Annotated in this window: 17 protein-coding genes; 13 read left to right on the top strand and 4 right to left on the bottom strand. The window is 59.5% G+C overall.

Annotation, left to right across the window (positions count from 1 at the left end; translation table 11 throughout):
* Positions 1-259 precede the first annotated feature (259 nt).
* Entirely contained in the window at positions 260-1915 is a 1656-nt protein-coding gene (locus H1B37_RS09985) for an alpha/beta hydrolase (RefSeq protein WP_182866498.1), read from the top strand.
* A 193-nt stretch (positions 1916-2108) separates the two neighbouring features.
* On the opposite strand, the gene H1B37_RS09980 is transcribed toward H1B37_RS09985, so the two are convergent.
* Positions 2109-3842: a serine/threonine-protein kinase gene (locus H1B37_RS09980; protein ID WP_182866497.1), complete on the bottom strand. Its 1734-nt coding sequence runs from the start codon at positions 3840-3842 to the stop codon at positions 2109-2111.
* Positions 3839-4408 carry a sigma-70 family RNA polymerase sigma factor gene (locus H1B37_RS09975; RefSeq protein WP_182866496.1) on the bottom strand — a complete coding sequence of 190 codons (570 nt, stop codon included), beginning with the start codon at positions 4406-4408 and terminating at the stop codon, positions 3839-3841. Before H1B37_RS09975 ends, H1B37_RS09980 begins: the two co-directional genes overlap by 4 nt.
* A gap of 136 nt (positions 4409-4544) precedes the next feature.
* Here H1B37_RS09975 and H1B37_RS09970 point away from each other — a divergent pair, with 136 nt between their 5' ends.
* Both H1B37_RS09970 and H1B37_RS09965 read left to right on the top strand, forming a co-directional pair.
* Positions 4545-5156 carry an RNA polymerase sigma factor gene (locus tag H1B37_RS09970; RefSeq protein WP_182866495.1) on the top strand — a complete coding sequence of 204 codons (612 nt, stop codon included), beginning with the start codon at positions 4545-4547 and terminating at the stop codon, positions 5154-5156.
* 38 nt (positions 5157-5194) lie between these two features.
* Positions 5195-6133, top strand: coding sequence for an SHD1 domain-containing protein (locus tag H1B37_RS09965; RefSeq protein ID WP_182866494.1), 939 nt, complete (start codon positions 5195-5197; stop codon positions 6131-6133).
* 14 nt (positions 6134-6147) lie between these two features.
* On the opposite strand, the gene H1B37_RS09960 is transcribed toward H1B37_RS09965, so the two are convergent.
* Positions 6148-6840, bottom strand: coding sequence for a potassium channel family protein (locus tag H1B37_RS09960; RefSeq protein WP_182866493.1), 693 nt, complete (start codon positions 6838-6840; stop codon positions 6148-6150).
* A gap of 105 nt (positions 6841-6945) precedes the next feature.
* Here H1B37_RS09960 and H1B37_RS09955 point away from each other — a divergent pair, with 105 nt between their 5' ends.
* From H1B37_RS09955 to H1B37_RS09935, 5 genes are all read left to right on the top strand, one after another.
* Positions 6946-7194, top strand: a complete 249-nt coding sequence (locus H1B37_RS09955) for a DUF6868 family protein (protein ID WP_182866492.1) — start codon at positions 6946-6948, stop codon at positions 7192-7194.
* Positions 7195-7302: 108 nt separating this feature from the next.
* Positions 7303-8652 (top strand): efflux RND transporter periplasmic adaptor subunit, encoded by a 1350-nt coding sequence (locus tag H1B37_RS09950; RefSeq protein ID WP_182866491.1) that lies wholly within the window; start codon positions 7303-7305, stop codon positions 8650-8652.
* Positions 8653-8704: 52 nt separating this feature from the next.
* The gene (locus tag H1B37_RS09945) at positions 8705-11845 is read left to right on the top strand and encodes an efflux RND transporter permease subunit (RefSeq protein ID WP_182866490.1); all 3141 of its coding nucleotides are present in this window, start codon (positions 8705-8707) and stop codon (positions 11843-11845) included.
* A 387-nt stretch (positions 11846-12232) separates the two neighbouring features.
* A complete protein-coding gene (locus tag H1B37_RS09940; RefSeq protein WP_220498134.1) occupies positions 12233-13039 on the top strand; it encodes an alpha/beta fold hydrolase in 807 nt (268 codons plus the stop codon).
* A 102-nt stretch (positions 13040-13141) separates the two neighbouring features.
* Positions 13142-15370 carry an efflux RND transporter permease subunit gene (locus H1B37_RS09935; RefSeq protein WP_182866488.1) on the top strand — a complete coding sequence of 743 codons (2229 nt, stop codon included), beginning with the start codon at positions 13142-13144 and terminating at the stop codon, positions 15368-15370.
* Positions 15371-15461: 91 nt separating this feature from the next.
* Here H1B37_RS09935 and H1B37_RS09930 read toward each other — a convergent pair whose 3' ends face one another.
* Entirely contained in the window at positions 15462-16709 is a 1248-nt protein-coding gene (locus H1B37_RS09930) for a serine hydrolase domain-containing protein (RefSeq protein WP_182866487.1), read from the bottom strand.
* Positions 16710-16987: 278 nt separating this feature from the next.
* On the opposite strand from H1B37_RS09930, the gene H1B37_RS09925 reads away from it, so the two are divergent.
* The 5 genes from H1B37_RS09925 (at position 16988) to H1B37_RS09905 (ending at position 24445) form a co-directional block, all read left to right on the top strand.
* Complete coding sequence (locus H1B37_RS09925) at positions 16988-17848, top strand: DUF1571 domain-containing protein (protein ID WP_182866486.1); 861 nt, start codon at positions 16988-16990, stop codon at positions 17846-17848.
* Between the two features lie 669 nt (positions 17849-18517).
* Complete coding sequence (locus H1B37_RS09920; protein WP_182866485.1) at positions 18518-20056, top strand: hypothetical protein; 1539 nt, start codon at positions 18518-18520, stop codon at positions 20054-20056.
* Positions 20057-20069: 13 nt separating this feature from the next.
* Positions 20070-20927 (top strand): hypothetical protein, encoded by an 858-nt coding sequence (locus H1B37_RS09915; RefSeq protein ID WP_182866484.1) that lies wholly within the window; start codon positions 20070-20072, stop codon positions 20925-20927.
* Complete coding sequence (locus H1B37_RS09910; protein ID WP_353620814.1) at positions 20908-22446, top strand: AI-2E family transporter; 1539 nt, start codon at positions 20908-20910, stop codon at positions 22444-22446. The genes H1B37_RS09915 and H1B37_RS09910 overlap by 20 nt, the downstream gene beginning before the upstream one ends.
* Before the next feature lie 331 nt (positions 22447-22777).
* Positions 22778-24445: a sulfatase family protein gene (locus H1B37_RS09905; protein ID WP_286177581.1), complete on the top strand. Its 1668-nt coding sequence runs from the start codon at positions 22778-22780 to the stop codon at positions 24443-24445.
* Positions 24446-24533: the final 88 nt, after the last annotated feature.

Here is a 24533-nt window from a genome sequence, read left to right as displayed (position 1 = left end):
TTCGGCGTCAACCGTGCAGACATTTTTGCCAGTCTCGGTTCAAGAGTCTTCCAAATCAGGACAACGAACACTTTTACATCAGATCTCGTTACGTGAAGCGCAACCCGCATCGGGCAGGTTTGGTCAAATCGGCGAGAAATTGGCGTTGCGATCGCTTTGGCGTTGGAATCAACCCCCGTCCCCTTTAGCCACGCGTCACAGGCGGTTCGGAATAACTGTATGCTAGGGCTTGGTGACACAGGGAGCGTAGCGGGAAGAGATGAAGCAACGACTAGCAAACTATTGGGATTCGTTTTCGTTTGTCGGGCTGATCGTTGCGACGTTGTTTTTTGCGGCTTCGCTGACGCCGTCGTTGTTGCCCAGGAATTACTGGGTCCAGGGCATCTTGTCCGGATTTTCGTTGGCGATCGGCTACGGGGTCGGCATCGCCGTGTTGACGCTGTATCGATTCTTTGAACTGCGTGAGCCGACCGGAAAGACGCAGCGGATCGCCAAACGTGTGACGGTCGCGTTGGTCGCCGTCGTCAGTGTGGCCTTCGTGTGGCGGATGACGTTTTGGCAGAATTCGATCCGCGAACGGATGGAAATGCCGCGATTGGAAACGGCGTATCCGTATCGCGTGGCATTGATCGCGGTCGTGTGTGCCGTCATCCTGATCGCAGGTGGGCGAATGTTTGTGCGTTGTGGCCATTTTATTTCCGCCAAGCTACAGCGAGTGATGCCACGGCGGATGGCCCAGGGAATCGGTTTTACGACGGCCGTTCTGCTGGTTTTGTTTTTGACCAACGATGTCATCGCGGTCGGTCTGTTGCGCTCGGCCGACGCGTTTTTCTTGAACATGGATCAACTGGTCGATGACGACACCGGCAAACCGACCGATCCGATGCTGACCGGCAGCGATTCGTCGCTGGTGACGTGGGAGACGATCGGCCGCCAGGGCAAAGGGTTTCTGAGCGACGGTCCGACCAAAGCGGAGATCGCGGCCGTCACCGGGGCCGAAGCGAAGCAACCGATTCGCGTCTACGTCGGCATGCGATCGCGACCGACGGCGCAGGAGCGTGCCGAACTGGCGCTGCGTGAACTCAAGCGAGTGGGCGGGTTTGAACGATCGGTCTTGGTCGTCGCGACGCCCACCGGCACCGGTTGGTTGGATCCGTCGGCGGTCGACACCCTGGAGTACTTGCACGGCGGCGATTCGGCCATCGTCAGCACGCAGTATTCCTACCTGCCCAGCTGGATCACGATCCTGGTCGACCCGCGGCGTTCAATCGAATCGGCCGAGGCGTTGTTCGAAGTGATTTACGGGTATTGGAAAACGCTTCCCAAAGACGCGCGCCCGAAACTTTACTTGCACGGATTGAGCCTCGGGTCGCTGGGTTCGGAGGTGTCGGCGGACCTGTTCACGATTTTTGAAGACCCGATCGACGGTGCCGTCTGGAGTGGCCCACCGTTTCCCAGCCAGAACTGGAAGCTGATCGTTCGGAACCGAAACGAAGGCACACCGGCTTGGCTGCCCGAGTTTCGCGATAGCCGAATCTTACGATTCACGTCGCAACGCAATGCGCTCGATCCAGACGCTCCTTGGGGGCCGATGCGCTGCGTCTATGTGCAATACGCCAGTGATCCGATGGTCTGGTTTTCGCCCGATCTGGCATGGAATCGCCCCGATTGGTTGGGCGACCGGCGCGGCCCAGATGTGTCACCGCACCTGCGATGGTATCCGCTGGTCACGTTGTTGCAGGTCGCCTTTGACCTGCCGGTTGCGACCGCGGTGCCGCTGGGCTATGGGCACAATTATTCCCCGTCTAGCTACATCGACGCCTGGATCGCGGTGACGGATCCCAAGGGCTGGACGGCGGATCAAACCGAAACGTTGAAGGCGATGTTCAAGTCCCGTGAAACGCCCAAGCCGTAGCGGGATTCGTCAACGGCTTGTGATTCATCTGGTTCCTTGGTCCCACGCCAGACGCGACGCGTGAGCGAGGGGCACGGCGTCGCCCCACGCTGCCCGCTGCGGGCAAAGATCCATCGCCTGTCATCGGGTTCGTGCGTGGGGGGCACTTGCGAAAACCTTGGCGGTTTCCGCTACGGTTGTGGACCGCCTGCCCTCACATCCAGCGACGGCAGGCATCGCGCAGTTCGGCGACATCTGCAAACCGATCGTCCGCCTTTTTCGCCAAACACTTTTCCAACAGTTGCGGCAGCGCGCTGTTGACTTTGGCAAGTGGATTCAGATCGGGCGTTCGGAACAGGTGCGCGGTGACAAGCTCGGAAACCCGGAACGCTTGAAAGGGAGGCGAGCCTGTCAGACACTCCATCAACACGCATCCGATCGCATAAAGATCGCTTCGCCCGTCCAGGGAATCGCCGCGGATCTGTTCGGGTGACATGTACGCGGGTGTCCCGCCGACGACGGCCGCGTTTTCGCCTTCGGTTTCCGCGCGGGTGACGACCAGCCCGAAATCGAGCAACTTGACAACATCCGGAAACCCGCCGATTTCGGCCAGGAAAACGTTGGCCGGTTTGATGTCGCGATGCACCAGCCCCTTGTGGTGAGCCTCCTCCAATCCGTTGCAAAGCTGGACGACGATGTCCAAGGACGGTTTCAGGTCGAGCGTCTGATGGCGATTCAATCGTTGCTGCAACGTGACGCCGCTGAGGTATTCCATGACGCAGTAGAAATCATTCGATTCGGTGATGCCATAGTCGTAGATCTGCACCGTGTTCCAGTGCGATAGTGTGGCCGTCGCCTGGACCTCGCGTTCGAACCGGGTGATCGCATCGGGGCTGCCGGCCGCTTCGCCGCGGATCAGTTTGATCGCGGCGGGCCGTTTGAGCATTTGGTGTTTGCCCAGGTAGACGATGCCCATGCCGCCGCGTCCGATTTCTTCGATCAATTGATACTGGCCGTAGTACTTTGCCGATTCCGCTTCACGGCGGACGCGATGGACGATTCCCGAACCGACCGTCGCGGTAAACGCCATCGCCAGGATCAGCGTGGGATTCAGGAAATTCATCCACTGGACTTCCGGCGGATAAGTGTGGACGGATTGATGCACGAGGGAAATGGCCGTCGGCAACAGCGCGATCAGACCGGTCACGACCGCCGTGCGTCGCCAATTGGACGGGATAAACATGCCATAAACGGCGATGTAGACCGACGCGGCGGCGAACGCGATCGCACGAAACTCTTCGATCTGAATCGCCTGGCCTTGGACCAGCATTTCCGTTGATTTGAACCACTGGATCAAACTTAATTCGACCAGCGGCGTGGCGATGATGACCAATTCCAACCCGCGGAGCATTGGACGCGAACAATCACGCCGGGTCTTGAGGAACCAGCAACAAACGCCCAGCGAAGACAGCGTGACACCACGGACGCCCAACCGCACCCAGTGCAGTTCACCGAGGATGGTGGCCACGATGGTGACGAACACCAACATCGCGCTCAGCACGTAGGTTGCGGCGATCAAGCGATGGCGCAACAGCTGATTGGTGGACTGGGAAAACCGTTCGGACAGGTCTGACGATAATTCGAAGTCCGCACGTCGGATGATCGGCGGAGACTGTCGGATCGGTTCTTCGATCGGTGCCGGCCGAACCGGCTCTGGTCCGCCGTTCCACTGTGCGGTTTGGTCAAGATCTTGCGACGGGGCGTCCATCGAAGTTGCGGTTTCCGGGAGCAATGTTTCGTTGCGATGGAATTTTAGCAGCGACAGCGCCTCGTCGCGCACCCGATTCGATCGGCAGTGCTCGCGCAGGAAACGCTCGCGTTGTTCGTCGGGTTGCTTCAGGGCTTGCAAGAAGGCCTGCTGGGCGTCTTGAAACTCATCCGGTTTCATGTCTCGGCGGCCTCCGAGAGTTCCCGCCGCAGCCAGGCGCGCAGGAACGTCCAATCCGATTCGACGGTTCGCTTGGAAACCCCCAGTGCCTGGGCGACTTGGGCCACCGTCAGTCCGCCGAAGAACCGCAATTCCACGATTTCGGCGTGTCGCGGCTGCAATGAGGCGAGCTTTTTGATGGCGTCGTCGACCGCGATCACCTCTGCTTCGTTCCGATCGCAGACACAAAGTTCCTCGGCCAGCTCGATTCGTTTCATGCCGCCGCCACGTTTCTCGCGTTTCTTACCGCGCGCGTGATCGACCAGGATGCGTCGCATCATCCGGGCGCTGATGGCATAGAAGTGCGCCGTGCCTTTCCAATCGACGCGGTTCTGGTCCACCATCCGCAGGTAAGCCTCGTTGACCAGCGCGGTCGGCTGCAGCGTGTGTGCCGGCGCCTCGTGCCGCAGCAGTTCTGCTGCCAGCGTCCGCAATTGTTCGTAGACCCGCTGGATCAATTGATCGGCCGAGCGACGGTTGCCTGAACAGGCCTGGCTGACCAGTTCGCTGGTCGAGATCTCTTCCAAGAGGACGGCTCCTGCGTAACCAAAACGGAAAACTTCAGTTTTTTTCTGCGGACGGTGGGACGCGGCGCCGCGTCAGTCCCGGCAACCGAAGCGCCGTGACCGACTCCCAGGCACCCCACACCACGCAGTTTAATCGATGGCAACCCGAGCGACGAACTCCGATCAACCGGATCGGCCGGAGGACCACGAGCTGGTCCAGCGGATGCTGGGGGGAGAGCAACAGGCGTTCCGCGAATTCGTGGATCGGTATCAAGACCGTTTGTTTTCCAGCATGCTGGCGCGGACCGGGTGCGGTCACGATGCCGAAGAGGTCGTTCAGGAGACGTTTATCAAGGCGTTTCAGCACTTGGCGGGGTTCAAGAGCCGCAGCCATCTGTACACCTGGATTTACCGAATCGCGCTCAACACCAGCGTCAATCGTTCCCGCCGCCGCTGCGACGAGGTCAGTCTGGAAGCCAGCGGCGCCGACTCGGACGCCTCGGCACCCGAATCGACGCAGCCGCACGTCCCGCTGGAACGGCTTGAACGCGTCGTGATGCTGCGTCAGGCGCTCGCCCAAATCGAACCCCGTCACCGCCAGATCTTGCTGTTGCGTGAATTTGAAGAACGTTCTTACCAAGAAATCGCCGAGATCATGCAGATCCCGTTGGGCACCGTGCGGAGCCGGCTGTCCCGGGCCCGGCTGCGGTTGCGGGAAACGTTGACTCGCGTCGACACTTACTTTCGGGCGCTCGACGAAGTACCCTAGAGGGCCTGTGGCCGACTACTTTTCTGGAGAGATTTGCCATGCATCCTGTTTTTCGTGTGATCGTGATGACCTTTCTATGCATCGGTTTGACCGGCGTCGCTCAGGCGCGCACGTGGACCGACAAGACTGGCAGGTACACGCTCGACGCGGAGCTGTTCGCTTTTAACGGTGAACACGTGGTCGTCCAGCGAGAGGACGGCGAGATGGGCATGCTTCCGATCGACGTGCTCTCGGATGACGACAAGGATTACTTGCAGAGCGAAGAGGCGGCAACGCTTTCCGAAGCCAATTTGGACAAGGAACAAGCCTGGACAATGAAAGACGGCTATCGATTGGTTGGCCGGATCGTCGATTACACCAAACGAACCGTCACCGTGCAGCGACGCCGCGCAAAGTCCTGGGTCAATGATCGCCAGTACAAATCGCTTCCTGCGGTCTATCAGGTGATCATTCGAAAGAGTCTGGAGCACCTGGAAGGGATCGAAGACGTTGACGACCGCAAGTTCGAATCTTGGTTGGTCCAGCAAAAGGGGCAACCGCGGGTGTTTGACATCGAAGGCGTCGTGATCGAGCTGGCCGATGGAAATGAATACACCGTGCCCTTCTTCTTATTCAGCAACGAAAGCCTGAAGATCCTCAAGGCCGGCTGGGACGAATGGCTTGCCGCTCACGGCGACGAGGGGCAAACGGATGACGACGCCAAAAACGACGAAGCATTTCGTTTGCAATCGATGGCCGCGGCGATGCAGCACGACCGTGCGATCCGCCGCGAGATCGCCGTCGCGAATCTGGCGATGAATGCCGTCAACGCCGGACTGACCAGTTTCTGGGAAGTCACGCTGTACCCGGGCAACGGAAACATGGCCGCGCCGATCTGGGTGGTCGTCCCGGGCCGCGACAGCCGACAAGCCCGCTTCAACGCGCTCCAGCAATACCCCGGATTCACGGTCGGCCCGACGCGAAAGGTCAGCCGTTAGTACCGCGTCAACGCTTAATCTCGGACCGATTGAGAGATCTGCAGCCCGACCAGCCGCGCGATCACGATCGCGACATAAAGTTGCCCGATCATGGCTTCCAGCGTTGCAAACATCCGCGCCGGCGAGGTCAGGGGAATCACGTCGCCGTAACCGAGTGTGGTCAGCGTGACGTTGCTGAAGTAGATGAATTCGTTCACGAACCCCGGCCGGGTCTCGATGATCGGTCCGCCGGAAGCCATCTTGAAGGACCCCGGTGACATCAATTCGATCAACGCGTAAACGAACGCCCAGGCCAGCCCGATCAGAAAGTAGATCGAGACCGCACCGACGATCCGGTTGGCATCGACCGGCCCCTTGCCGAATACCGTTGTCGCCAAAGTGCTGATCAGCAAGACAAACACGGCAAAGATGCACGCATTGGCGCTGCCGGTGACCCATTTCGATGACTGCAATTCATCCACCCAGGACAAGGCATAGGCCGCGACTCCCAGAACGATCGTCGCCCACATGCGGATCTTCGATCCCGACAGCGAGCGGATTGCCGAAGAGACTACAATCAGGAACATGATGTTGAGCAAGATGCGTTGCAGTCGGTCGTGGGGCGACACGAAGCTTTGCACGACAAACATCGCCAGCAACGCGATCAGCAGTTCCAGATGGCTGCGTCGCCAAAAATCAGGACGCCGGGCGGGTTTGGTAGAGGACATCGTCGATCAGAGGGAGTGGCGAAGTTGGGGCAGCAAGCGGCAACGTGGAAGCGGGCCTTGCACCCGCATCATTGAACTTCAAATCGAACCGAGGTAAACCCCGTCATGACGTCACTGGAACTGTTGCTGGCGGCTTTGGGCTGGTCCACGCTGATCAATCTGGGCATGTTAACCTTAGCCGCCGGGCTGCTGGCATTTTGGGGCGATGCGATCGGAAGACTGCACCAGAAGTGGTTTCATCTGGAAAAACGAGAGCTCCAACAGGCCTACTTTCGCTTTCTGGCGAACTACAAACTCCTGGTGCTGGTGTTCAATCTGGTACCGTATTTAGCGTTGCGTCTGGCTCTGCAATGAGACGGGGCGTCGTGTCGGGGGCCAACGCGTTCAGGTTGCGGACCGATGGGCACTGCCCCTAAGACTGTTCATTTTTCGATAGAGTACCGCTTTCAATAGAGTACCGCGATGAAACAGCGATTGACAGCGTCGGGTTGTCGACCGAGCCACTGGAGGATCGCTCACTGGACGTTGGTCGGATGGGTGTTGTGTTTTGTCGGGTGCTCAGACAAAGGTAACGAGTACGTCCCGCCGCCGCCGCCCACCGTTACGACCGCTCGTCCGGTCCGACAGCCGCTGACCTTGTACTTGGAACAAAACGGCCAGACCGAGGCCGTGGAATCGGCGGAGATCCGATCACGAGTCGGCGGCTTTGTGGAAGAAATTCTGTTCGAACCTGGGCAAGACGTTCAGGCCGACGACGAACTCTACAAAATCGAACCGGACACCTACCGTGCCGTCCGAGATTCAGCGGCTGCCGCGGTGGAAGCCGCCAAAGCCGCCGTGCAGGTCGCCGAGTCGTCGCTGCTCACCGCCGAGGCGAACGTTAAGAATGCGACCAGCACGTATGATCGAGAAAAGAGGCTGTTCGATTCGGGGGCCGGATCGCAGTCGGCACTCGATGCCGCCGAGGCCGATCGCGATGCCGTGCTGGCTCGCGTCGAGGCCGCGAAGGCCAATGTCAAAGCCGAGAAGGCCAAGGAACTTCAAGCCGAGGCGACGCTCGCCCAGGCCGAATTGGACCTGCAGTACACCACCATCCGCGCACCGATCAGCGGGCAGGTCAGCAAAACACTGGTCAAGCTGGGCAATCTGGTCGACGTGGGGGCATCGATGGCGACGGTCACTGACCATCGAAAGGTTTTCGCGAACTTCAGCCTAAGCGATCGGCAGGTCTTGGAACTGATGGAATCGTTGCCGGACGGCGAAGTCGATCGCAGCGGGCCGAAAGCGTGGTCGTCGGTCGCTGTGTATTTACAACGTGACATCACAAAGAACGAGTTTATTCAGGGCAACCTGGAGTACGTCGATCAAACCGGATTCGAGGGATCAACCGGAACGCTTGCGATGCGCGCGGTGTTTGACAACAGCGAACGGAGCCTCTTGCCTGGCATGTTCGTGATGATCCGGTTGCCGGTTGCAAAACTTGAGTCGGCTTTGCTGGTCCCCGAACGTGCCGTTTCGCGAAGCCAGACGGGAGCGTTCCTGTTGATTGTCGGGCAAGACAATCGGATCGAGCGCCGCCCGGTCACGCTGGGGCAAAAGCTCGACGGTTGGGCGGTCGTCCAGCAGGGGCTTCAGGAGGACGAAACGTTTGTGTTGGAAGGATTACAGCGTGCTCGTCCCGGCACGGAGGTGACGCCGACGCCGACCGAATTGTCGACCGAAGGGAGTCCACTTTTGCAAGCGTCGCTCAGCACGGCCGAAGAAACCTCGCCCCCGCCGGCGCCCGCCCCAGCGCCGGGACCAGGTTCCTGATCCGTCGCTGCGTCCGGTCCGTCTTCTTCCATTCTCCGACCATTCCGACCTGATGTCACGCTTTTTCATTCATCGCCCCATCTTCGCAACGGTCATTTCGGTCGTGATTCTGATCGCGGGGCTGGTTTCCTTCGGCGCATTACCGGTGGAAAAGTTCCCACCCATCACGCCTCCGACGGTCCAGGTCTCGGCGGTCTATCCGGGGGCCAACGCGCAAACGATCGCCGAAACGGTCGCCGCCCCGATCGAACAGGCGGTCAACGGCGTTGAGGGCATGATCTACATGTCGTCGACCAGCGCAAACGACGGGTCGTACACGTTGACGGTCACGTTCGAACTCGGAACGGACTTGGACAATGCATCCGTGTTGGTGCAGAACCTGGTCGCAACTGCCGAAGCGAGTTTGCCCCAGGAGGTTCGGTCCCAGGGAATCACCACCAAGAAACGCTCAACACAGACACTACAGTTCATCGCGCTCACATCGCCGGAAGATCGCGTCGACGGACTGTTCTTGAGCAACTACACGCTGGACTTGCGAGATGAGATCAGTCGAATCAAAGGCGTGGGGGATGTTCAAACGTTCGGAGATGGCGATTACAGCATGCGGATCTGGCTTGATCCGCGAAAATTAAAACAGCGCGGCCTGACGACCGAGGACGTGGTCGCAGCGATTCGAGAACAGAACGTCGAAGTCGCCGCGGGGCAGATCGGCGGTCCCCCGGCGCCAAAGGGAACCCCGTTCCAATTATCGATCAACACGCGAGGTCGCTTGGCCGACGTCAATGAGTTCGAAAATATTATCCTGAGGGCGGGCAGCGAGGGGCGGGTCTTGAGACTTCGTGATGTGGCACGCACCGAGTTGGGTGCCAAAACCTACTCCTTTGCCGGCAGGTACTCTGGATCAACCGCGGCGGTGCTGTCCATCTACCAATTGCCCGGTGCCAACGCGTTGGAAACCGCCGATGCGATTCGAGCAAAGATGGCCGAGTTGCGTCGCGCTCCCAGCTGGCCCCAGGGCGTGGAGTACGTGATCGCCTATGATGCGACTCGATTTGTCACCGCCTCGATCGACGAGGTGTACAGCACGCTGTTTTTGGCGATCGTTTTGGTCGTGGCGGTGATCTTCATTTTCCTGCAAGACTGGCGGGCAACCATTGTTCCGGTTGCGGCAATCCCCGTTTCGCTGATCGGAACCTTTGCGGTGATGAGCGGAATCGGATTCTCGCTGAACATGCTGTCGTTATTCGGGATCGTTTTAGCCATCGGGATTGTTGTCGATGACGCGATCGTGGTTGTGGAGAACACCTCGCGGCATTTGGAAAAGGGGCTATCACCCAAGGAAGCGGCCGTCAACGCGATGTCCGAAATCACCGGTCCGGTGATCGCCACGACATTGGTGTTGCTGGCGGTGTTTGTACCGTGTGCATTCATGTCGGGGATCACCGGCGAGCTGTTTCGACAATTTGCGTTGACCATTTCCGCTTCGGTCTTGATCAGCACCATCAACGCACTGACGCTCAGCCCGGCGTTGTGCGGCATCTTTTTGCGGGCTCCGACGGAATCGACCTTTGTCGGGTTTCGAATGTTCAATGCCGCGTTCGATCGAATCACCGAGGTGTACGGTTCGGTGGTCGCCCGGTTGGTCCGTCTCGTTTCGATCGTCGCCGCGGTCTTCATCGTCCTGGTCGCCATCACCGGTTGGACCTTCACTCGGTTGCCCACCGGGTTTGTCCCTGACGAAGACCAAGGCGTTCTCTTCGTCAACATCCAGCTTCCCGATGGCGCCAGCAAAGAACGAACCGAAGCGGTCGTCAACGACTTGGACCAGGTGTACGCCGACTTGCCAGCGGTTCGAGGTTGGTTGTCCGTGGCGGGATACTCCTTGTTGGCTGGCAACGCGGGATCCAACGTCGCGTTTTCTGTTCTCGTGCTGGACCCCTGGGAGGAACGAACCACCGCCGAATCGAGCGTTCAAGGGATTCAAGCCGCTCTGCAGCAGCAGTTGGCCCAAGAGCAGCGTGCGTTGCTGTTTTCATTCACGCCGCCACCGATCGACGGGCTTGGCATGTCGGGTGGTTTTCAACTGGAGGTCCAGGACCGGGGCGGAAACGGTTTTGATGAATTGCAGGCGACCACCGACGCCTTGATGTCAGCTGCGTCGGCACAATCCAACCTCGCATCGATGAACACCTCGTTTCGCGCCAACGTGCCGCAACTGTTTGTCGAAGTGAACCGCACGAAAGCAAAAACGATGAATGTCCCGCTGGGATCCGTCTTCGCAACGCTTCAAGCTTCGCTCGGATCTTCCTACGTGAACGATTTCACCTACAACAATCGTTCGTATCAGGTGCGTGTTCAGGCAGAAGATGAATTTCGGACATCGACCGACGACATCAACCGACTTGAGGTCCGCGATGCGTCGGGGCAAATGGTTCCATTGGGTTCGATCGTCACCATCCGTGACGACTTCGGCCCCGACGTGGTCCGGCGTTACAACCTGTATCCCAGCGCCGCGGTCAACGGTGCTGCCGCGCCGGGGGTCAGCTCCGGACAGGCATTGGAATTGATGGAGCAGATCGCTGCAGGCCAACTGCCAGATTCCTTCGGCACGGCTTGGACGGGTATGTCTTATCAAGAAAAGGCCGCCGCGGGCGGCCAGTACATGATCTTTGCGCTCGCATTCATCTTTGTATTTCTGGTGTTGGCGGCGCAGTATGAAAGTTGGACGAGTCCCGCAGCGGTGGTCGCCGTAGTCCCCCTGGCCGCCTTGGGCGTCGTGTTGGCGATTGTGCTCAGCGGGGGTGACAACAACACGTATACCCAGATCGGGATCGTGTTGCTGGTCGCATTGGCCAGCAAAAATGCAATCTTGATCGTGGAGTTTGCCAGCGAGCGGGAGCGTGAGGGGATGGGCATCCGCGATGCGGCCACCGCGGCGGCCCGATTGCGTTTTCGAGCGATCTTGATGACCGCATTTTCGTCGGTGCTGGGTTTCATGCCACTGCTGGTCGCGTCGGGGGCTGGTGCGGCGAGCCGTCGGGCGGTGGGTGCCGCCGTCGTGGGTGGGATGATCGCTGCAACCGTGTTTGCGCTTCTGATGGTCCCGGTATTCTTTGTCTTTTTCCGAACGATCTCACGCTGGGCTGCGTCGGGGCGGCAAGAAGCGGTTTCGGCCCGGGGTGATTCGGCCTGATCTGCTGTTCCCATGGGGGGCGTCAGACAGGCATGCAGCCCTGTGTTCATTCAGTCCTGTGTGCGGGGAGTCTTCCACCCGTCCCTGCCGGGCTTGGGCACCCTTGTTGACTCATAGGACGGGCAAGACAGGCGAATTGGGGTGCGCGAGGGGTGGTGAACGCCCGTTTCAACCACTCTGGGGAAGTAATCTGCAACGATAATTTCGGCTCGGCGGGGCGGAGCCGGCTCTCGCGACAAAATTTCCGGTCCGGTCAAAAAACGGATTCGACCAGAATCCCGATTCCAGCTAAAATGCCGGCCGCAGGAGGCGTCCGTTCCCATCCCCCCGATGATGGAAACGAATCTCATCAAGGACTCGCTTCGCTCGTCAAGGAAAGCATCGTCTGTGCTACTCAATCGCTCCTCTCATTCAAAATCGACGACCACCGCTGGGATCGACCCCGCCGGGATCGTTGAGATGGGTAAGGGGGATCAAACCGTTTTGTTTCTGCACGGTTTGTTTGGAACCCCCGAGCATTGGCGTCAGGTGATGGAGCGTTTGTCGGATCGCTACCGCGTGATCGCCCCCCAACTGCCCGTCGATCCCCAACCGGGACGTCGTCAACACGGCATCAACGCGATCGCCGACCTGAGCGATCAAGTCGCCGAGCTGATCGAATCGCGCCAAATTGATCCCTTCGTGATCTGTGGCAATTCGCTTGGTGGTCTGGTCGCGATCGACCTGTGTGCCCGCCGACAGGATTTCGCCAAGGGGCTGGTGCTGGCTGGTAGCGCCGGATTGTTCGAAAAGAATCCGATCGGCGGGATGCGTCCGAAACCGTCCCGCGAATTCGTCAAAAAAACGGTTTGCGGCATCGTTCACAAACAGGAACTGGTCACCAATGAACTGGTCGACGATTGGCATTCGTCGATCCAAGATCGCGATTATGTTCGCTTCGTCTTGCGTGTTTCCCGCGCCACCCGCGACCGATCGGTCGAGAAAGAACTGACGAAATTGGATTTGCCGACGATGATCATCTGGGGTCAAGAAGACACGATCACGCCGCCGGAGACCGGTCGCGAGTTTCAGCGGCGGATCAAGGGATCGAAACTGCAGTTTATCGAGGACTGTGGGCACGCACCCAATTGGGAACAACCCGAAGCGTTTGCCGAGGTCCTGGATCAATTTCTACCGACCTGCTTTACTGACTGAGATGACGCGACCTCGCTACGGTGTGTCGTGCCGAGCGGTCATCGACGTGCCGACGATTGGCCCCGGTGGCAGACGCCGCTGCAGCGACCGACCGGTGGTGTCATGAACCGATCGTCGGCCGAGTCCGCCCGCCCGCCGGTCCAACGTCCCGCGCGTTACGCCGTCGTGATTGTTTTGTTGGCCGTGCTCGCATCGCCGGTGATCGGTTTCGGTGCACTGCGGGCGCTCAAAAGCACTTCCAACGATCCCAGGCAGTGGCTGCCCAAATCGTTCGCCGAAACGGACACCTATGACTGGTTTCAAAGCCATTTCGGGACGGACGAATTCGCCGTGGTCAGCTGGCCGGGCTGCGACCTGGACGATCCCCGTGTCGGGCAACTCGCCAATGTGCTCGTGCAGACTCCGTATTTTAACCGTGTGCGGACCGGTCAGAACGCCGTCGCCGAACTGACGTCACCGCCGCAAAACTTTTCTCGCGGCGCCGCGATCAGCCGCCTGCGCCGCATCTTGATCGGGGCGGAGGACGGGACGACGTGCCTGGTGTTGACCACCTCGACAGTTGGCCAAGACGATCGCAGCGCGGCGGTGCGCGAAATCGAAGACCAGGCGTGGCAGGTCTGTCAGTTGCACCAAACGGAACTGAAACTGGCCGGCCCGACGGTCGACGCCGCGATGATCGATGCCGAGAGCCGGAAATTGTTGTTCGGCCTGGCCGGACTGTCTGGGTTGGTTTCGTTTCTGGTCGCCTCGCTGAGAATGCGAAGTATCCGGTTGGCAGTCTCGGTGCTGGCGGTGGCGGTCTACAGCACCGCGGTGTCGCTGGCGCTCATGTACTTCAGCGGCGGCAAGATGAATCTGTTGATGACCATGTTGCCACCATTGATCTATGTGTTGACGATCTCGTCGGCTGTGCACTTGGCCAATTATTATCGCGACGCATCCCGGGACGAAGCGTCAACGGTTCCGGCCGCCATTCGGGCGATTTATCAGGGCTGGCTGCCGTGCTCGTTGGCCGCCGTCACCACCGGGATCGGCCTGGTCTCGCTGGTGCTCAGCAAGATCGAGCCGATCCAGAGCTTCGGATTCTACTCCGCCCTGGGCGTCGTGGTCAGCGTCGTGGTGCTGTTCCTGTTGCTCCCCTCGGCGCTCTACCTGTTCCCTCCCAAACCGGACGCGGACGCGAATCGTCCCGCCGAAGAGGATCCGCCGAAAAAGACCGGGGCGTTTGTCGACGCCATCCTGAATCATCACGTCTTTTTCGCATTGTTCTGCGTGTCGTTGATGCTGTTGTGTGGCTCACGGATTCCGTCGATCGAATCCACGGTCAAACTGCAAGACCGCTTCCTGCCCAACAGCGACGCGATCGCCGATTACCGCTGGTTGGAAGAACGCGTCGGACCGATGGTGCCCTTGGAAGTGGTGATCCATTTTGACCAAGACGACCCACGCGACCGCGTCGATCGCATCAAGCTGATTGCGTTGATCCAAAGCAAGATCCAATCGCTCAGTGAACCCGTTGCGACCCTTTCGGCATTTAACCTCTGTCCGCGGCTTCCCGCCGGGCACCGTGTCCGTGACATCGTCCAGCGCAAGGTGATCAACGGTCAACAAACCAAACAGCAATTGATCGCTGCGCGGTACTTGAGCGAAACCGATGACCAAGAACTTTGGCGGATTTCGGTACGCGCCAACGCCATCGGCGATTTGGATTATGGGATCTTTGTCGAACAGATCCGTTCCACCGTTTCCCCGCTGTTGGACCAAGAGCAGGTCGGCGGGACGTTTACCGGTGTGATTCCGCTGATCTACAAAGCCCAGCGTCAACTGTTGTTGGATTTGTTTCGCAGCTTTTTGGTCGCGTTCGCGGTCATCGCCGGTGTGTTGCTGGTGGTGCTGCGAAGCTTCTGGGCGACCTGTTTGGCGATGTTCCCCAACATTTTTCCCGCGGTCATCGTTTTCGGTGGCATCGAATGGGTCGACATCCCGGTTCAGATCGGTTCGGTGATGACGGCCAGTGCGGCGCTTGGAATCGCGGTCGACGATACCGTTCACCTGCTGACCTGGTTTCGACGCGGGCTGGCCCAAGGGTTGTCACGTCGGCAAGCGGTCGAAAGCGCGTTTGCGCATTGCTCCGGCGCGATGGTACACACCACCCTGATTTGTTCCTGCGGGCTGGTTGTGTTCGCGCTCAGCACCTTCGTGCCGATCCTGCACTTCGCTTGGCTGATGGTCTTCCTGCTTGCCTCGGCGCTATTGGGCGACCTGGTGCTGTTGCCGGCGATTTTGGTCGGTCCGTTGGGGCGATGTTTTGAGAAAAAGAACAAGACGTAGCTAGGATTTCGCCGCAGATTCGTCCTGGCGCCGCGATGCCGCAACGGGGGCCGAAAGCCTTGGCGGCTTCCGCTACGACAGGAACAAAACCCTACGCCGCCCGGGTGTCCGATTCCACCGGCTGTTGCTCGATCGAGCCGATGCATTGGTAGACGGCTTGGCGGACGGATCGTTCGCGTGGGTCGTCAAAGATGCGGAAGCTCATCGTGTTGGTCAGATAGGCGAACGACAACTGCTCGACCGGATCGGCCATCCCGAACGACCCGCCGGCGCCGGGGCACCCAAAGGCCTGGTCGTCGGCGCCGAAGCGAAATCCGCTGCTGGGACGCGAGAAACCGAAGCCGTAATTGGTGTCGATTTTTAACACGGCATCGCGCAAGCCGCGCGACGGTTGCAGCGGTGGGGCGACCAGTTCACGCATCGTCGCCGGCGTGATTCCCAACCGCTGTCCGCCACGTGCCAAGACGTCATAGACCTTGGCCACCGCTCGCGCCTGGCCGAAACCGTTCGCCGAGGGGATTTCGACGTTTCGGTATTCCGGTGTGCCGAGTGCCGCGGGGTTATCAAACTTTAAACACTTGATGGACTTGGACACGACCGAACCGGGCCAGGCCCCCGCCAGAACCATCTTCCAGGGCAATTGGTTCAGATTGGCCAACAGGGCCAGTTTTCGGAACCCCTGGGTGCTGCTGATGTGTTCCGAATCGATCCAATCGGGCAGCCCGATGTAGAACTCAATGCCCAGCGGTGTGGCGATTTCGTCGTGAAAAAACTCGCCCAGCGTCCGCCCGGCGGGATCGACACGACGAATCAATTCGTTTTGATACCACCCCAACGTCAGTGTGTGGTAGCCGTGCTTTGTGCCGGGCTGCCACAGCGGTTTTTGACTCGCCGTGATCGCAGCCATCTGGTCGTGGTCGGCCAGGATTTGAGGGTTCAGTTTGCGGTCGATGGCAACCAAACCGGCTTGATGGGCGAGCAACTGACGCACGGTGATGGTTTGCTTTTGCCCGACGGCAAACTCGGGCCAATAGTCGGCGACGGCGGCATCGAGATCGAACAGCCCGCGACTGTGTGCGACGGCCATCACGGCCGCGGCCATCCCCTTGGTCACCGAAAACGCCAGCGATAGGGTCTGTTCGGTCCACCGTGCACCGGAGTGGTGGCAGCGACGGCCGCCCCACAAATCGACGACCTTTCGGCCCTGGTGGAACACCGTGCACGCAGCGCCACGTTCACCACGCCGCAGAAAATTGTTCTCAAATTCCGTCCGGACCTGTTCGAACCCCGGTGCCACCGATCCGAGGATCGTCGGACGATTGTCGCTCTGCGTTAACATCCTGGTTTCCTCTGAAGCGAACCGATAGACCAAGTCAGATTTGATCGCTGCCAATGGACACTCACTTTGGACACTCACCCCGCCTCAAGTCTCGCTTGGGCCAGCGGCATCCAATGGCGCTCGTTTCATCCTAGGCAACCGTCTAGCGGGTGACAATCTCAACATCGAGGCAAAATTTCACTAGCCCTGGGCACAGCAATCTTTGTACACACCAGCGGTTGCCGCCCGACCGGGGCTTTTTCGCGGCGATCTCTTCTCTCTCAATCTGGAACGAACGGATGCATCAATTCCTACGACTGCCACGACTGCGGCTGATCATCATTTCCTTGCTCGCCACCGCGCCGTTGCTATCAAATGCGCAAGAGGTCGAGCAGGTGGCTCGGCTGAGCGTGCCGACGGTCGACCCGACTGCTCCGCGGCAGCATCCGATCGATCCGGCGCTCGAAATCGCCCAGGAAAGCCTGCGGCACGTCCGCGACCATGTCGACGACTACACCGCGATGTTCATCAAACGCTGCCGCGTCGGTGGCGTCATGCCGCCGCTGCAATACGCCAGCTTGAAGATTCGCAATCGCAAATTTGACGGCGAAACCTTGAGCGTTCCGTTAAGTGTTTATCTGGATTTCTTGAAGCCCCGTTCGGTGAAAGGACGTGAGGTGATCTGGGTGGAGAACGCGAACGACGGCAACTTGATCGTTCATCAAGGCGGGTTCGCCAGTTTCTTGACGACCCAGCTGGATCCCGAAGGGATGCTGGCGATGCGTGGACAGCGCTATTCGGTCAAGGAGATCGGGATTGAAAACCTGTTGGAAAAGTTCGTCGTCACGGCACTGAAAGACCGTCAACATGGCGAATGTGACGTGCAAATCGAAGCCGACCATCTGTTCGGCCAGACCAGTTGCACGCTGGTGGAGGTCGTGCATCCGATCCGCCGCGATCATTTTCGCTTCTACCGGGCCCGCGTGTACTTTGACAACGTGACCAAGTTGCCGATTCGGTACCAGGCGTGGTTGTGGCCCGAATCGCCCGGCGGTCCGCCGGTGCTGGATGAAGAGTACAACTACTTCAACTTGAAGGTGAACGTCGGCTTGTCGGCCGTCGATTTCGACACCGAAAACCCCGAGTACCGATTCCGGTAGGCAATTCGACAGGACGTCGTGGCTGGGTCGAGAGGTAGGAAAATTTTGGGGGTGGAAAAATGACCTGAGTCGAATGGATGGTTGACTCACAGCAGCCATCGGGCGACGAATCACGAGTGACATCAGCCGATTCACGCAAGCGTTCGGGCCCCGCATCGATGGAAGCCCGTCGGCTGGCGCTCAATGGCACCTACTTTTAGAGCCGACGGCGCTAGCCGCGGGCCTTGGATTGCCCTTCGAGGCTTGTAAGGCCCGGGGCTAGCGCCCGAGGCTCAGTTTGTGATCGAAAGTAGGCGGTGTTGGGCTGGCGGCAAACGGCTGATTCCATGGGGGGGTAGCGGAATCGAAAACGTGGAAATCCTCCGATCGAAAACGCGAACGAATCGAACGATTCTGCGCGGCCCAGGCGGAGCCTTGGGACGAATTGAATACATCCGTGGGTTCGCGCTGCCATCCGTGGGTTTTCGATTCTCGCTGCCTCCCATCGCGAACACACCGCCACCGACAGGGCTCCCCTGCCGAAGAGGGGGGGGCGGGATTGGCGTCTACCGATCCGCCGCGCCCCTTCCTTGCGGGCCACCTGAATTTCTCGGGGACATTTTCGCAGGAGATCTATTACACTGGGGCCTTCTGTCGTCTCCTCGCCATGGTGTTCCAAGGACCCACAACATGTTCCGTTTTGCACTCTTCTTGATGATGTTTTCGACCACCGTTCCGGCGGTGGTGGCCCAGTCGGCTTTTTCGGGGATGCGGTACCGGGTCCCGACTGACGCAAACATGCTGGTGATGATCAACGCCGAAAAATTGTTCGGTTCGTCGGTGGCTGACCGCGAGCGTTGGAACGAGCGTCGTCAGGCGGCCTATGACGCCGGGCTGTCGGCGCTGCCGCCGGACGCGAAAGAAGTGCTGCTTGCCGGCCGCAACGACCACGAATTCGGCGAATCGCTTTGGGAGATGGCGCTCGTCCGACTCGAAGGCGAGCGAAGTGTATCGACGGTGGCACAGCGATTCGGCGGTACGATGGACAATTTGGAAGGCCGCACCGCAGTCAAACTGCCCAATGACCGCTACGTCGTCCAGCTCTCCAAGGACCTGCTGGGGACTTACACGCCGGCCAACCGCCAGGACGTCAGTCGTTGGCTGCGAAAGACCGACACGGTGAGCACCGATGCGGAGTATTCACCGTACCTGGCCCAAGCGTTCAAGTACGCCACCGAGGTCGGGACGCCGGTCATCATGGCGATGGATGTCAAAGACACCTTGTCGCCGGCCGAGATCCGAAATCGGCTGTCTAACTATGAAGAGTTACTCGGAGCGGACGTGAACCTGGACGAGCTGACGGAATTGCTGAGCGGAGTCCGCGGCATCACCTTGGGCGTCACCGTGGTGGGCCAGTCGGTCGGTGCGATTCGAGTCGACTTTGACGGGGACGCGGGACTGGTTTCTGAAATCGGCAAACCGCTGTTGATCGCGATCCTGCAAAAGCAAGGGGCGATGATCGATGACATTCACGATTGGAAACCCGCGGTCAAGGGCAACACGTTTCTGCTGCAAGGCAAGCTTTCGACCGACGGAGCACGGCGAGTGATGAGTGTGTTGGAACTCCCACGCGAGCTTTCCGAAGCGATGCATTTGGCGTCCTCGCCGGGATCGGACCCCGAGGGATCGGCCAAAAAGATCGCCGCCCAACAGTATTACAATTCTGTCACGACGCTGATCGAAGACCTGCGTGAGAAACCGAAACGCGATCACGTCAAAACGTTCGGCCAGGCCGCGATGTGGTACGACCGTTATGCCCGCAAGATCGACAACCTGCCCATCCTGAACGTCGACGAAGAACTGTTGAATTACGGCGCGAACATCGCCGAACTGTTTCGCAGTGCCGAAATGGCGATGAAGGGCGTCGGAATGCGGGCCTCCAATCGCCGGGCCGCTAACAACGCGGGATCCGGTGGGTATTACTACAGCAGCGGCGGCTACCGCGTCGGCTATGGGTACAACTCTGGCGGCTACGGCCCCCAGGGCTACACGGCCAGCGTCGGCGCCGGCCAAGCCTCGTTGCGTGAAAAAGGTCGCACCGATGCGATCATCACCAAGCAAGAGCGGACCGCCGGGGCCGCCACGGTCCAACAAATTTGGCAGACGATCGATCAGGAAACCGCCGGGATCCGCCGGGCGATGACCGAGAAGTACGACGCCGAGTTTTAGGGCCACGGCGCTGATGCAAGGCCAGACCAATACGGTGGATAGCCTGCGGCGGGTGTTCTATGAAGGATTCGTCGCCCAGGATCTCGCCGAACCGTTGGCATCGTTTGACGCGACGGCCGATGTCGACGCCGTGCGGACGTTCATGGTCGATCGTCCGCTGACGGTCGTGGGAATCCGCCGCGACGGTCTGGTCATCGGCTGCATCGAGCAAGCCGCGTTCGACGATCGACCCGTGGCCGATCAAACCATCCCGCTGGCGGAAACCCGGATCGTCCCCGCCACGACGCCGTTGCACACGGTGGTCACCGAACTTTGTGAGCGTGACTACCTTCTCGTTTCCACCCTCGCCCAACCGGTCGGCGTGATCGTCCGCGACGATTTCGAAAAACCGCCAATGCGGATGTGGCTGTTCGGCATGGTCACCCTGTTCGAACTCATTTTGACCCGGATCGTTGCCAACCACTATCAAGGCGATTCGTGGACTCAATTCGTCTCCGAAGCACGAATTGAAAAGGCAGTCTCGCTGCAAAACGAACGGCAACGACGCAATCAATCGGTTCGGCTGCTCGACTGTCTGCAACTCGGTGACAAAGGTCAGTTGCTGTCTCGATCCGAGGAACTGCGAAAGACGTATTGGGATAAGTCGAGGACGCAAATCAAAACCACCCTGGGCCAGGTCGAAGGATTGCGCAATAATCTGGCCCATTCGCAACCGCTGGTTCGGGAAAACTGGGACACCATCGTACGGATCTCTGCGACCTTGGATCGGTTCCTGGAAATCCCGTCCGAAGTGATCTCGCCGAGCAGTTTGTCTCCCTATCATTCGCAGCTCAAGCCCGTCGGTGACGTCAGTGACCGCGAATCAAAATGATCCGGCCCAACAGAGCGACGCCGACTCGATTAACGCGCACGAGCAGATGATGTCAGATTCCCCGGAACCGGGAAAACGGATGACCGACCAACAGATCCAGACGGTCTGCTTGATGGTCTTGGCGGGCGTGGCGGGAATCTATCTGGTCTATTGGTTGCGACCGGTGCTGGTCCCCTTCGTCGTCGCCTGTTTCATCGTCAGCGGCGTCGGGCCGATTCTGACGTACCTGGAAAACCGCTTTAGTGTTTCGCGGGTGGTTGCCGCGGGGATGGCGTTCTTGTTGGGCGTCGGCCTGATGGGGCTTTTCGGCCTGACGATTTCGTTTTCGATTATCGACCTGGCTAAGAACAAGGACGACTACCGAATTCGCGTCCGGCAGTTGGTGGACAAGCTCGATGACACACTGTCGTTTGATTCGCTGTCGCTGAAACGCTTCGCGGGAGATCGGTTCTCCGCGGCCGATGGCTCCGACCCGCCGGCGGGCGAAGACCAAACGACTTTCGCCGACGCCGGCCCCATCGTTTCACCGAACGAGAGCGCTGAACCATCGGCGGTGATCCCTTCCGAGCAAGCCGCTCTGCCGGCGGGCACGCCGGCGGACCCCATCGCCCCGCCCCCGTCCGACGTCGCGATCCCACCGGTTGAACCGGGCGACGAGGCGGGCGGCGAAGCGTCTGCAGCCGAACAGGCGGATGAACCGTCGGCCGATGCAGCACTCGAATCGAACGAGGCCATCGACGAATCAGGCGATGGCGAAGCCGTTGCTGATTCGCCGCAGCTCGATGATGACCTGCCGCCGCTGGCCGAAACGCCAACGCTTCAAATCCACTCCCGCAGCGCGCCGGTCGAATCGGCGCGGATGAGGGAGGCGACCGAGTTGGTCGACGCCTTCGTCCGCGACGGCATTTCGGTCGTGCTGCAGGCGTTTTTGAGTCTGGTGTCGACCAGCATTGTCGTGCTGATTTACGTGTTCTTTTTGTTGCTGGGGAAATCCTCGTACGCCCAGACGGCGACGTTGCGCGAGATCGACACCCAGATTCGCGGCTACCTGTCACTCAAAACCGTGATCTCCATCGGCACCGGCGCCGTGTTCGGCCTCACATTGCGAATGTTCGGTGTCCCGATGGCGTTGTCATTCGGCGTGCTCGCGTTTCTGTTGAATTTCATCCCCAACATCGGTCCGATCGTCGCCAGTTTGTTGCCGATCCCGCTGATCTTGCTGGACCCGTCGGGCAACATCACCTGGATGGTTTCGGTGATCGTGGCGACCTCGGCCATCCAGGTCCTCAGTGGCAACGTGGTGGAGCCCAAGTTGATGGGCAATTCGTCCGACCTGCACCCCGTCACGATCCTGCTGGGGTTGATGTTTTGGGGCATGATGTGGGGTATCATCGGGATGTTCCTGGCGACTCCGATCACCGCGGCGATGAAGATCGTGCTGGAGCGGTTCGAACCGACCCGTCAAATCGCCAACATCATGGCCGGCCGGTTGGAGAGCTCTGCTGCCGCCGCGCCATAAAGCCCCTGCCTCTCCACCCGGCGACGGTGTCCTGTCGCGTCGGTGGAAGTCAGGGGAAGGATGGCAGAATGATACGGGGCAGAATGATGAGTTGCGCGAAGGCTGCCGCCCGGCGGCGCGTGGCGGGCTCCAGCTCCGCTTCGCGGATCCGGCGCGTCGCCGCGAGGATTTGACGCAGGAGTTGGGAAAGCTGACACTGTCGGCGTGGGGCACCGTGCGGTTCTGCCGACCGCAGCCAACGTTTTGGTGTGAATCGAGCGGCCAAGAAGGGTAGCACGCGAGATCGACCCGAACGACCAAAGCCCAGCCTTTTCAAGCCCTGGAAATCAACATGATTCAATTCACTGCGTCGATGCAAGCCGTTTCCCGTCAACCCCACTGTCGCCGACGCCACTGTTGTTGCGTGCCACACCGAATCGCAAGTTTCGGCACACTCGCGGTAGCCGCCCTGATTGCGCAATCGCTGTGCGTCCCGTCGCTTCATGCCCAGTCCCCGCCGCGCCCCAATGTCATCATCATCTACACCGACGATCAAGGGTTTGGTGATGCCAGCTGCTTGAACCCGGACGCCAAGTTCAAGACGCCGAATCTGGATCGGATCGCCGCCGAAGGGATCACGTTTACCAACGGACATTCCTCGGATTCGGTTTGCACGCCCTCGCGATATGGACTGTTGACCGGTCGTTACTGCTGGCGGACGAGGTTGAAAACCGGTGTGATGGGCGCCGAGGGTAAGTGCTTGATCGAAGACGATCGAACCACGATCGCCTCGCTGCTGCGGGACAACGGGTACGCGACCGCGATGGTCGGCAAGTGGCACCTCGGAATGGACTTTCCGGGAAAGGACCATCAAAGTCGCGATTGGTCGCAGCCGGTCCGCGACATGCCGCTGGACAAGGGATTCGACTACTTCTTTGGCATCCCCGCGTCGCTCAACTATGGCGTGTTGGCCTGGTTTGAGGGGCGTCATGCAAAGGTTCCACCGACGGTGTTTACCGCCAAGAAGCCGAATAAGCGACACGTGGACTATCGGATCAAACCACCCTACCAAGCGTCTCCCGAAGCGACCCGACAAGCGATCGGAACACGTGGCATGGAGGTCGCACCGGATTTCATCGACAACCAGTGTTTGACGCGTTTCACCGACATGGCGATCGAGTGGATCAAAGGCCATACCGCCGGCACGGATTCCGAAAATCCGTTCTTTCTGTACCTGCCGATGACCTCGCCACACTACCCCGTGTGTCCCTTACCCGAATTTCACGGCCAGGGTGATTGCGGCGGCTACGGCGAATTTGTGATCGAGACCGATTACCACGTCGGCCGCATCCTCGACTATTTGGACGATGCGAAGCTGGACAAGGACACGCTGATCGTGTTCACCAGCGACAATGGTCCGGAAAAATCATGGAAACAACGCATCAATGACTTCGGGCATCGTAGCAACCATCACTATCGCGAAGGCAAACGGTCCGTGTACGAAGGCGGTCACCGCGTCCCGTTTTTTGTCCGCTGGCCGGCGGGGATCGCCTCGCCTGGTAGCAGCTGGCATCGCCCGGTCGGACAGATTGATCTGCTGGCAACGATCGCCGACCTGATCGACGTTGACCTTCAGCCGGACGAAGGCGTCGACAGCCACAGCTTTGCATCGGTGTTGCTCAATCCGCTCAGCAACCGCCAGCGATTGCCGTTGATCAATCACTCCGTCAACGGACGCTTCGCAATCACCGAAGATAAATGGAAATTGGTGCTGCCGCATGGAAAAGCCGAGGCCGAACTCTACGACCTGGAACAAGACCCGGGAGAAACGACCGACGTGATTGCGGAACACCAGGGCATCGCCATGGACCTGCAAGCCAAAGCCACACAGATCATCCTCCGTGGACGAACCACCAAAGGCCCCGTCCAACCCAACGACACCGGGTACTGGGACGATTTGAAATGGATCTCGGCCGAACAATATGAACAGGCCGCTGCCGAACGTGGTCCATCCCAATGATCGTTCCGCACTGATCCGCCGTCCGGCGCAATCCTACCGTCCCGTCGTTTTGCGTTCTCTTATCGAGCGTGGTCCTTGCGCGGGCCGC

The organism is Stieleria mannarensis (assembly GCF_014154935.1).
GTDB lineage: Bacteria > Planctomycetota > Planctomycetia > Pirellulales > Pirellulaceae > Stieleria > Stieleria mannarensis.
The sequence above is the reverse complement of the archived record's forward strand: the minus strand, read 5'-3'. Positions and strand labels throughout refer to the sequence as shown.

Bases quoted from the DNA above. Each gene is read 5' to 3' on its own strand.
- H1B37_RS09965 (WP_182866494.1), top strand. From the start codon at position 5,195: ATGCATCCTGTTTTTCGTGTGATCGTGATGACCTTTCTATGCATCGGT.
- H1B37_RS09960 (WP_182866493.1), bottom strand. From the start codon at position 6,840: ATGTCCTCTACCAAACCCGCCCGGCGTCCTGATTTTTGGCGACGCAGC.
- H1B37_RS09920 (WP_182866485.1), top strand. From the start codon at position 18,518: ATGTTCCGTTTTGCACTCTTCTTGATGATGTTTTCGACCACCGTTCCG.
- H1B37_RS09935 (WP_182866488.1), top strand. From the start codon at position 13,142: ATGAACCGATCGTCGGCCGAGTCCGCCCGCCCGCCGGTCCAACGTCCC.
- H1B37_RS09955 (WP_182866492.1), top strand. From the start codon at position 6,946: ATGACGTCACTGGAACTGTTGCTGGCGGCTTTGGGCTGGTCCACGCTG.
- H1B37_RS09980 (WP_182866497.1), bottom strand. From the start codon at position 3,842: ATGAAACCGGATGAGTTTCAAGACGCCCAGCAGGCCTTCTTGCAAGCC.
- H1B37_RS09915 (WP_182866484.1), top strand. From the start codon at position 20,070: ATGCAAGGCCAGACCAATACGGTGGATAGCCTGCGGCGGGTGTTCTAT.
- H1B37_RS09945 (WP_182866490.1), top strand. From the start codon at position 8,705: ATGTCACGCTTTTTCATTCATCGCCCCATCTTCGCAACGGTCATTTCG.
- H1B37_RS09985 (WP_182866498.1), top strand. From the start codon at position 260: ATGAAGCAACGACTAGCAAACTATTGGGATTCGTTTTCGTTTGTCGGG.
- H1B37_RS09930 (WP_182866487.1), bottom strand. From the start codon at position 16,709: ATGTTAACGCAGAGCGACAATCGTCCGACGATCCTCGGATCGGTGGCA.
- H1B37_RS09950 (WP_182866491.1), top strand. From the start codon at position 7,303: ATGAAACAGCGATTGACAGCGTCGGGTTGTCGACCGAGCCACTGGAGG.
- H1B37_RS09925 (WP_182866486.1), top strand. From the start codon at position 16,988: ATGCATCAATTCCTACGACTGCCACGACTGCGGCTGATCATCATTTCC.
- H1B37_RS09905 (WP_286177581.1), top strand. From the start codon at position 22,778: ATGATTCAATTCACTGCGTCGATGCAAGCCGTTTCCCGTCAACCCCAC.
- H1B37_RS09970 (WP_182866495.1), top strand. From the start codon at position 4,545: ATGGCAACCCGAGCGACGAACTCCGATCAACCGGATCGGCCGGAGGAC.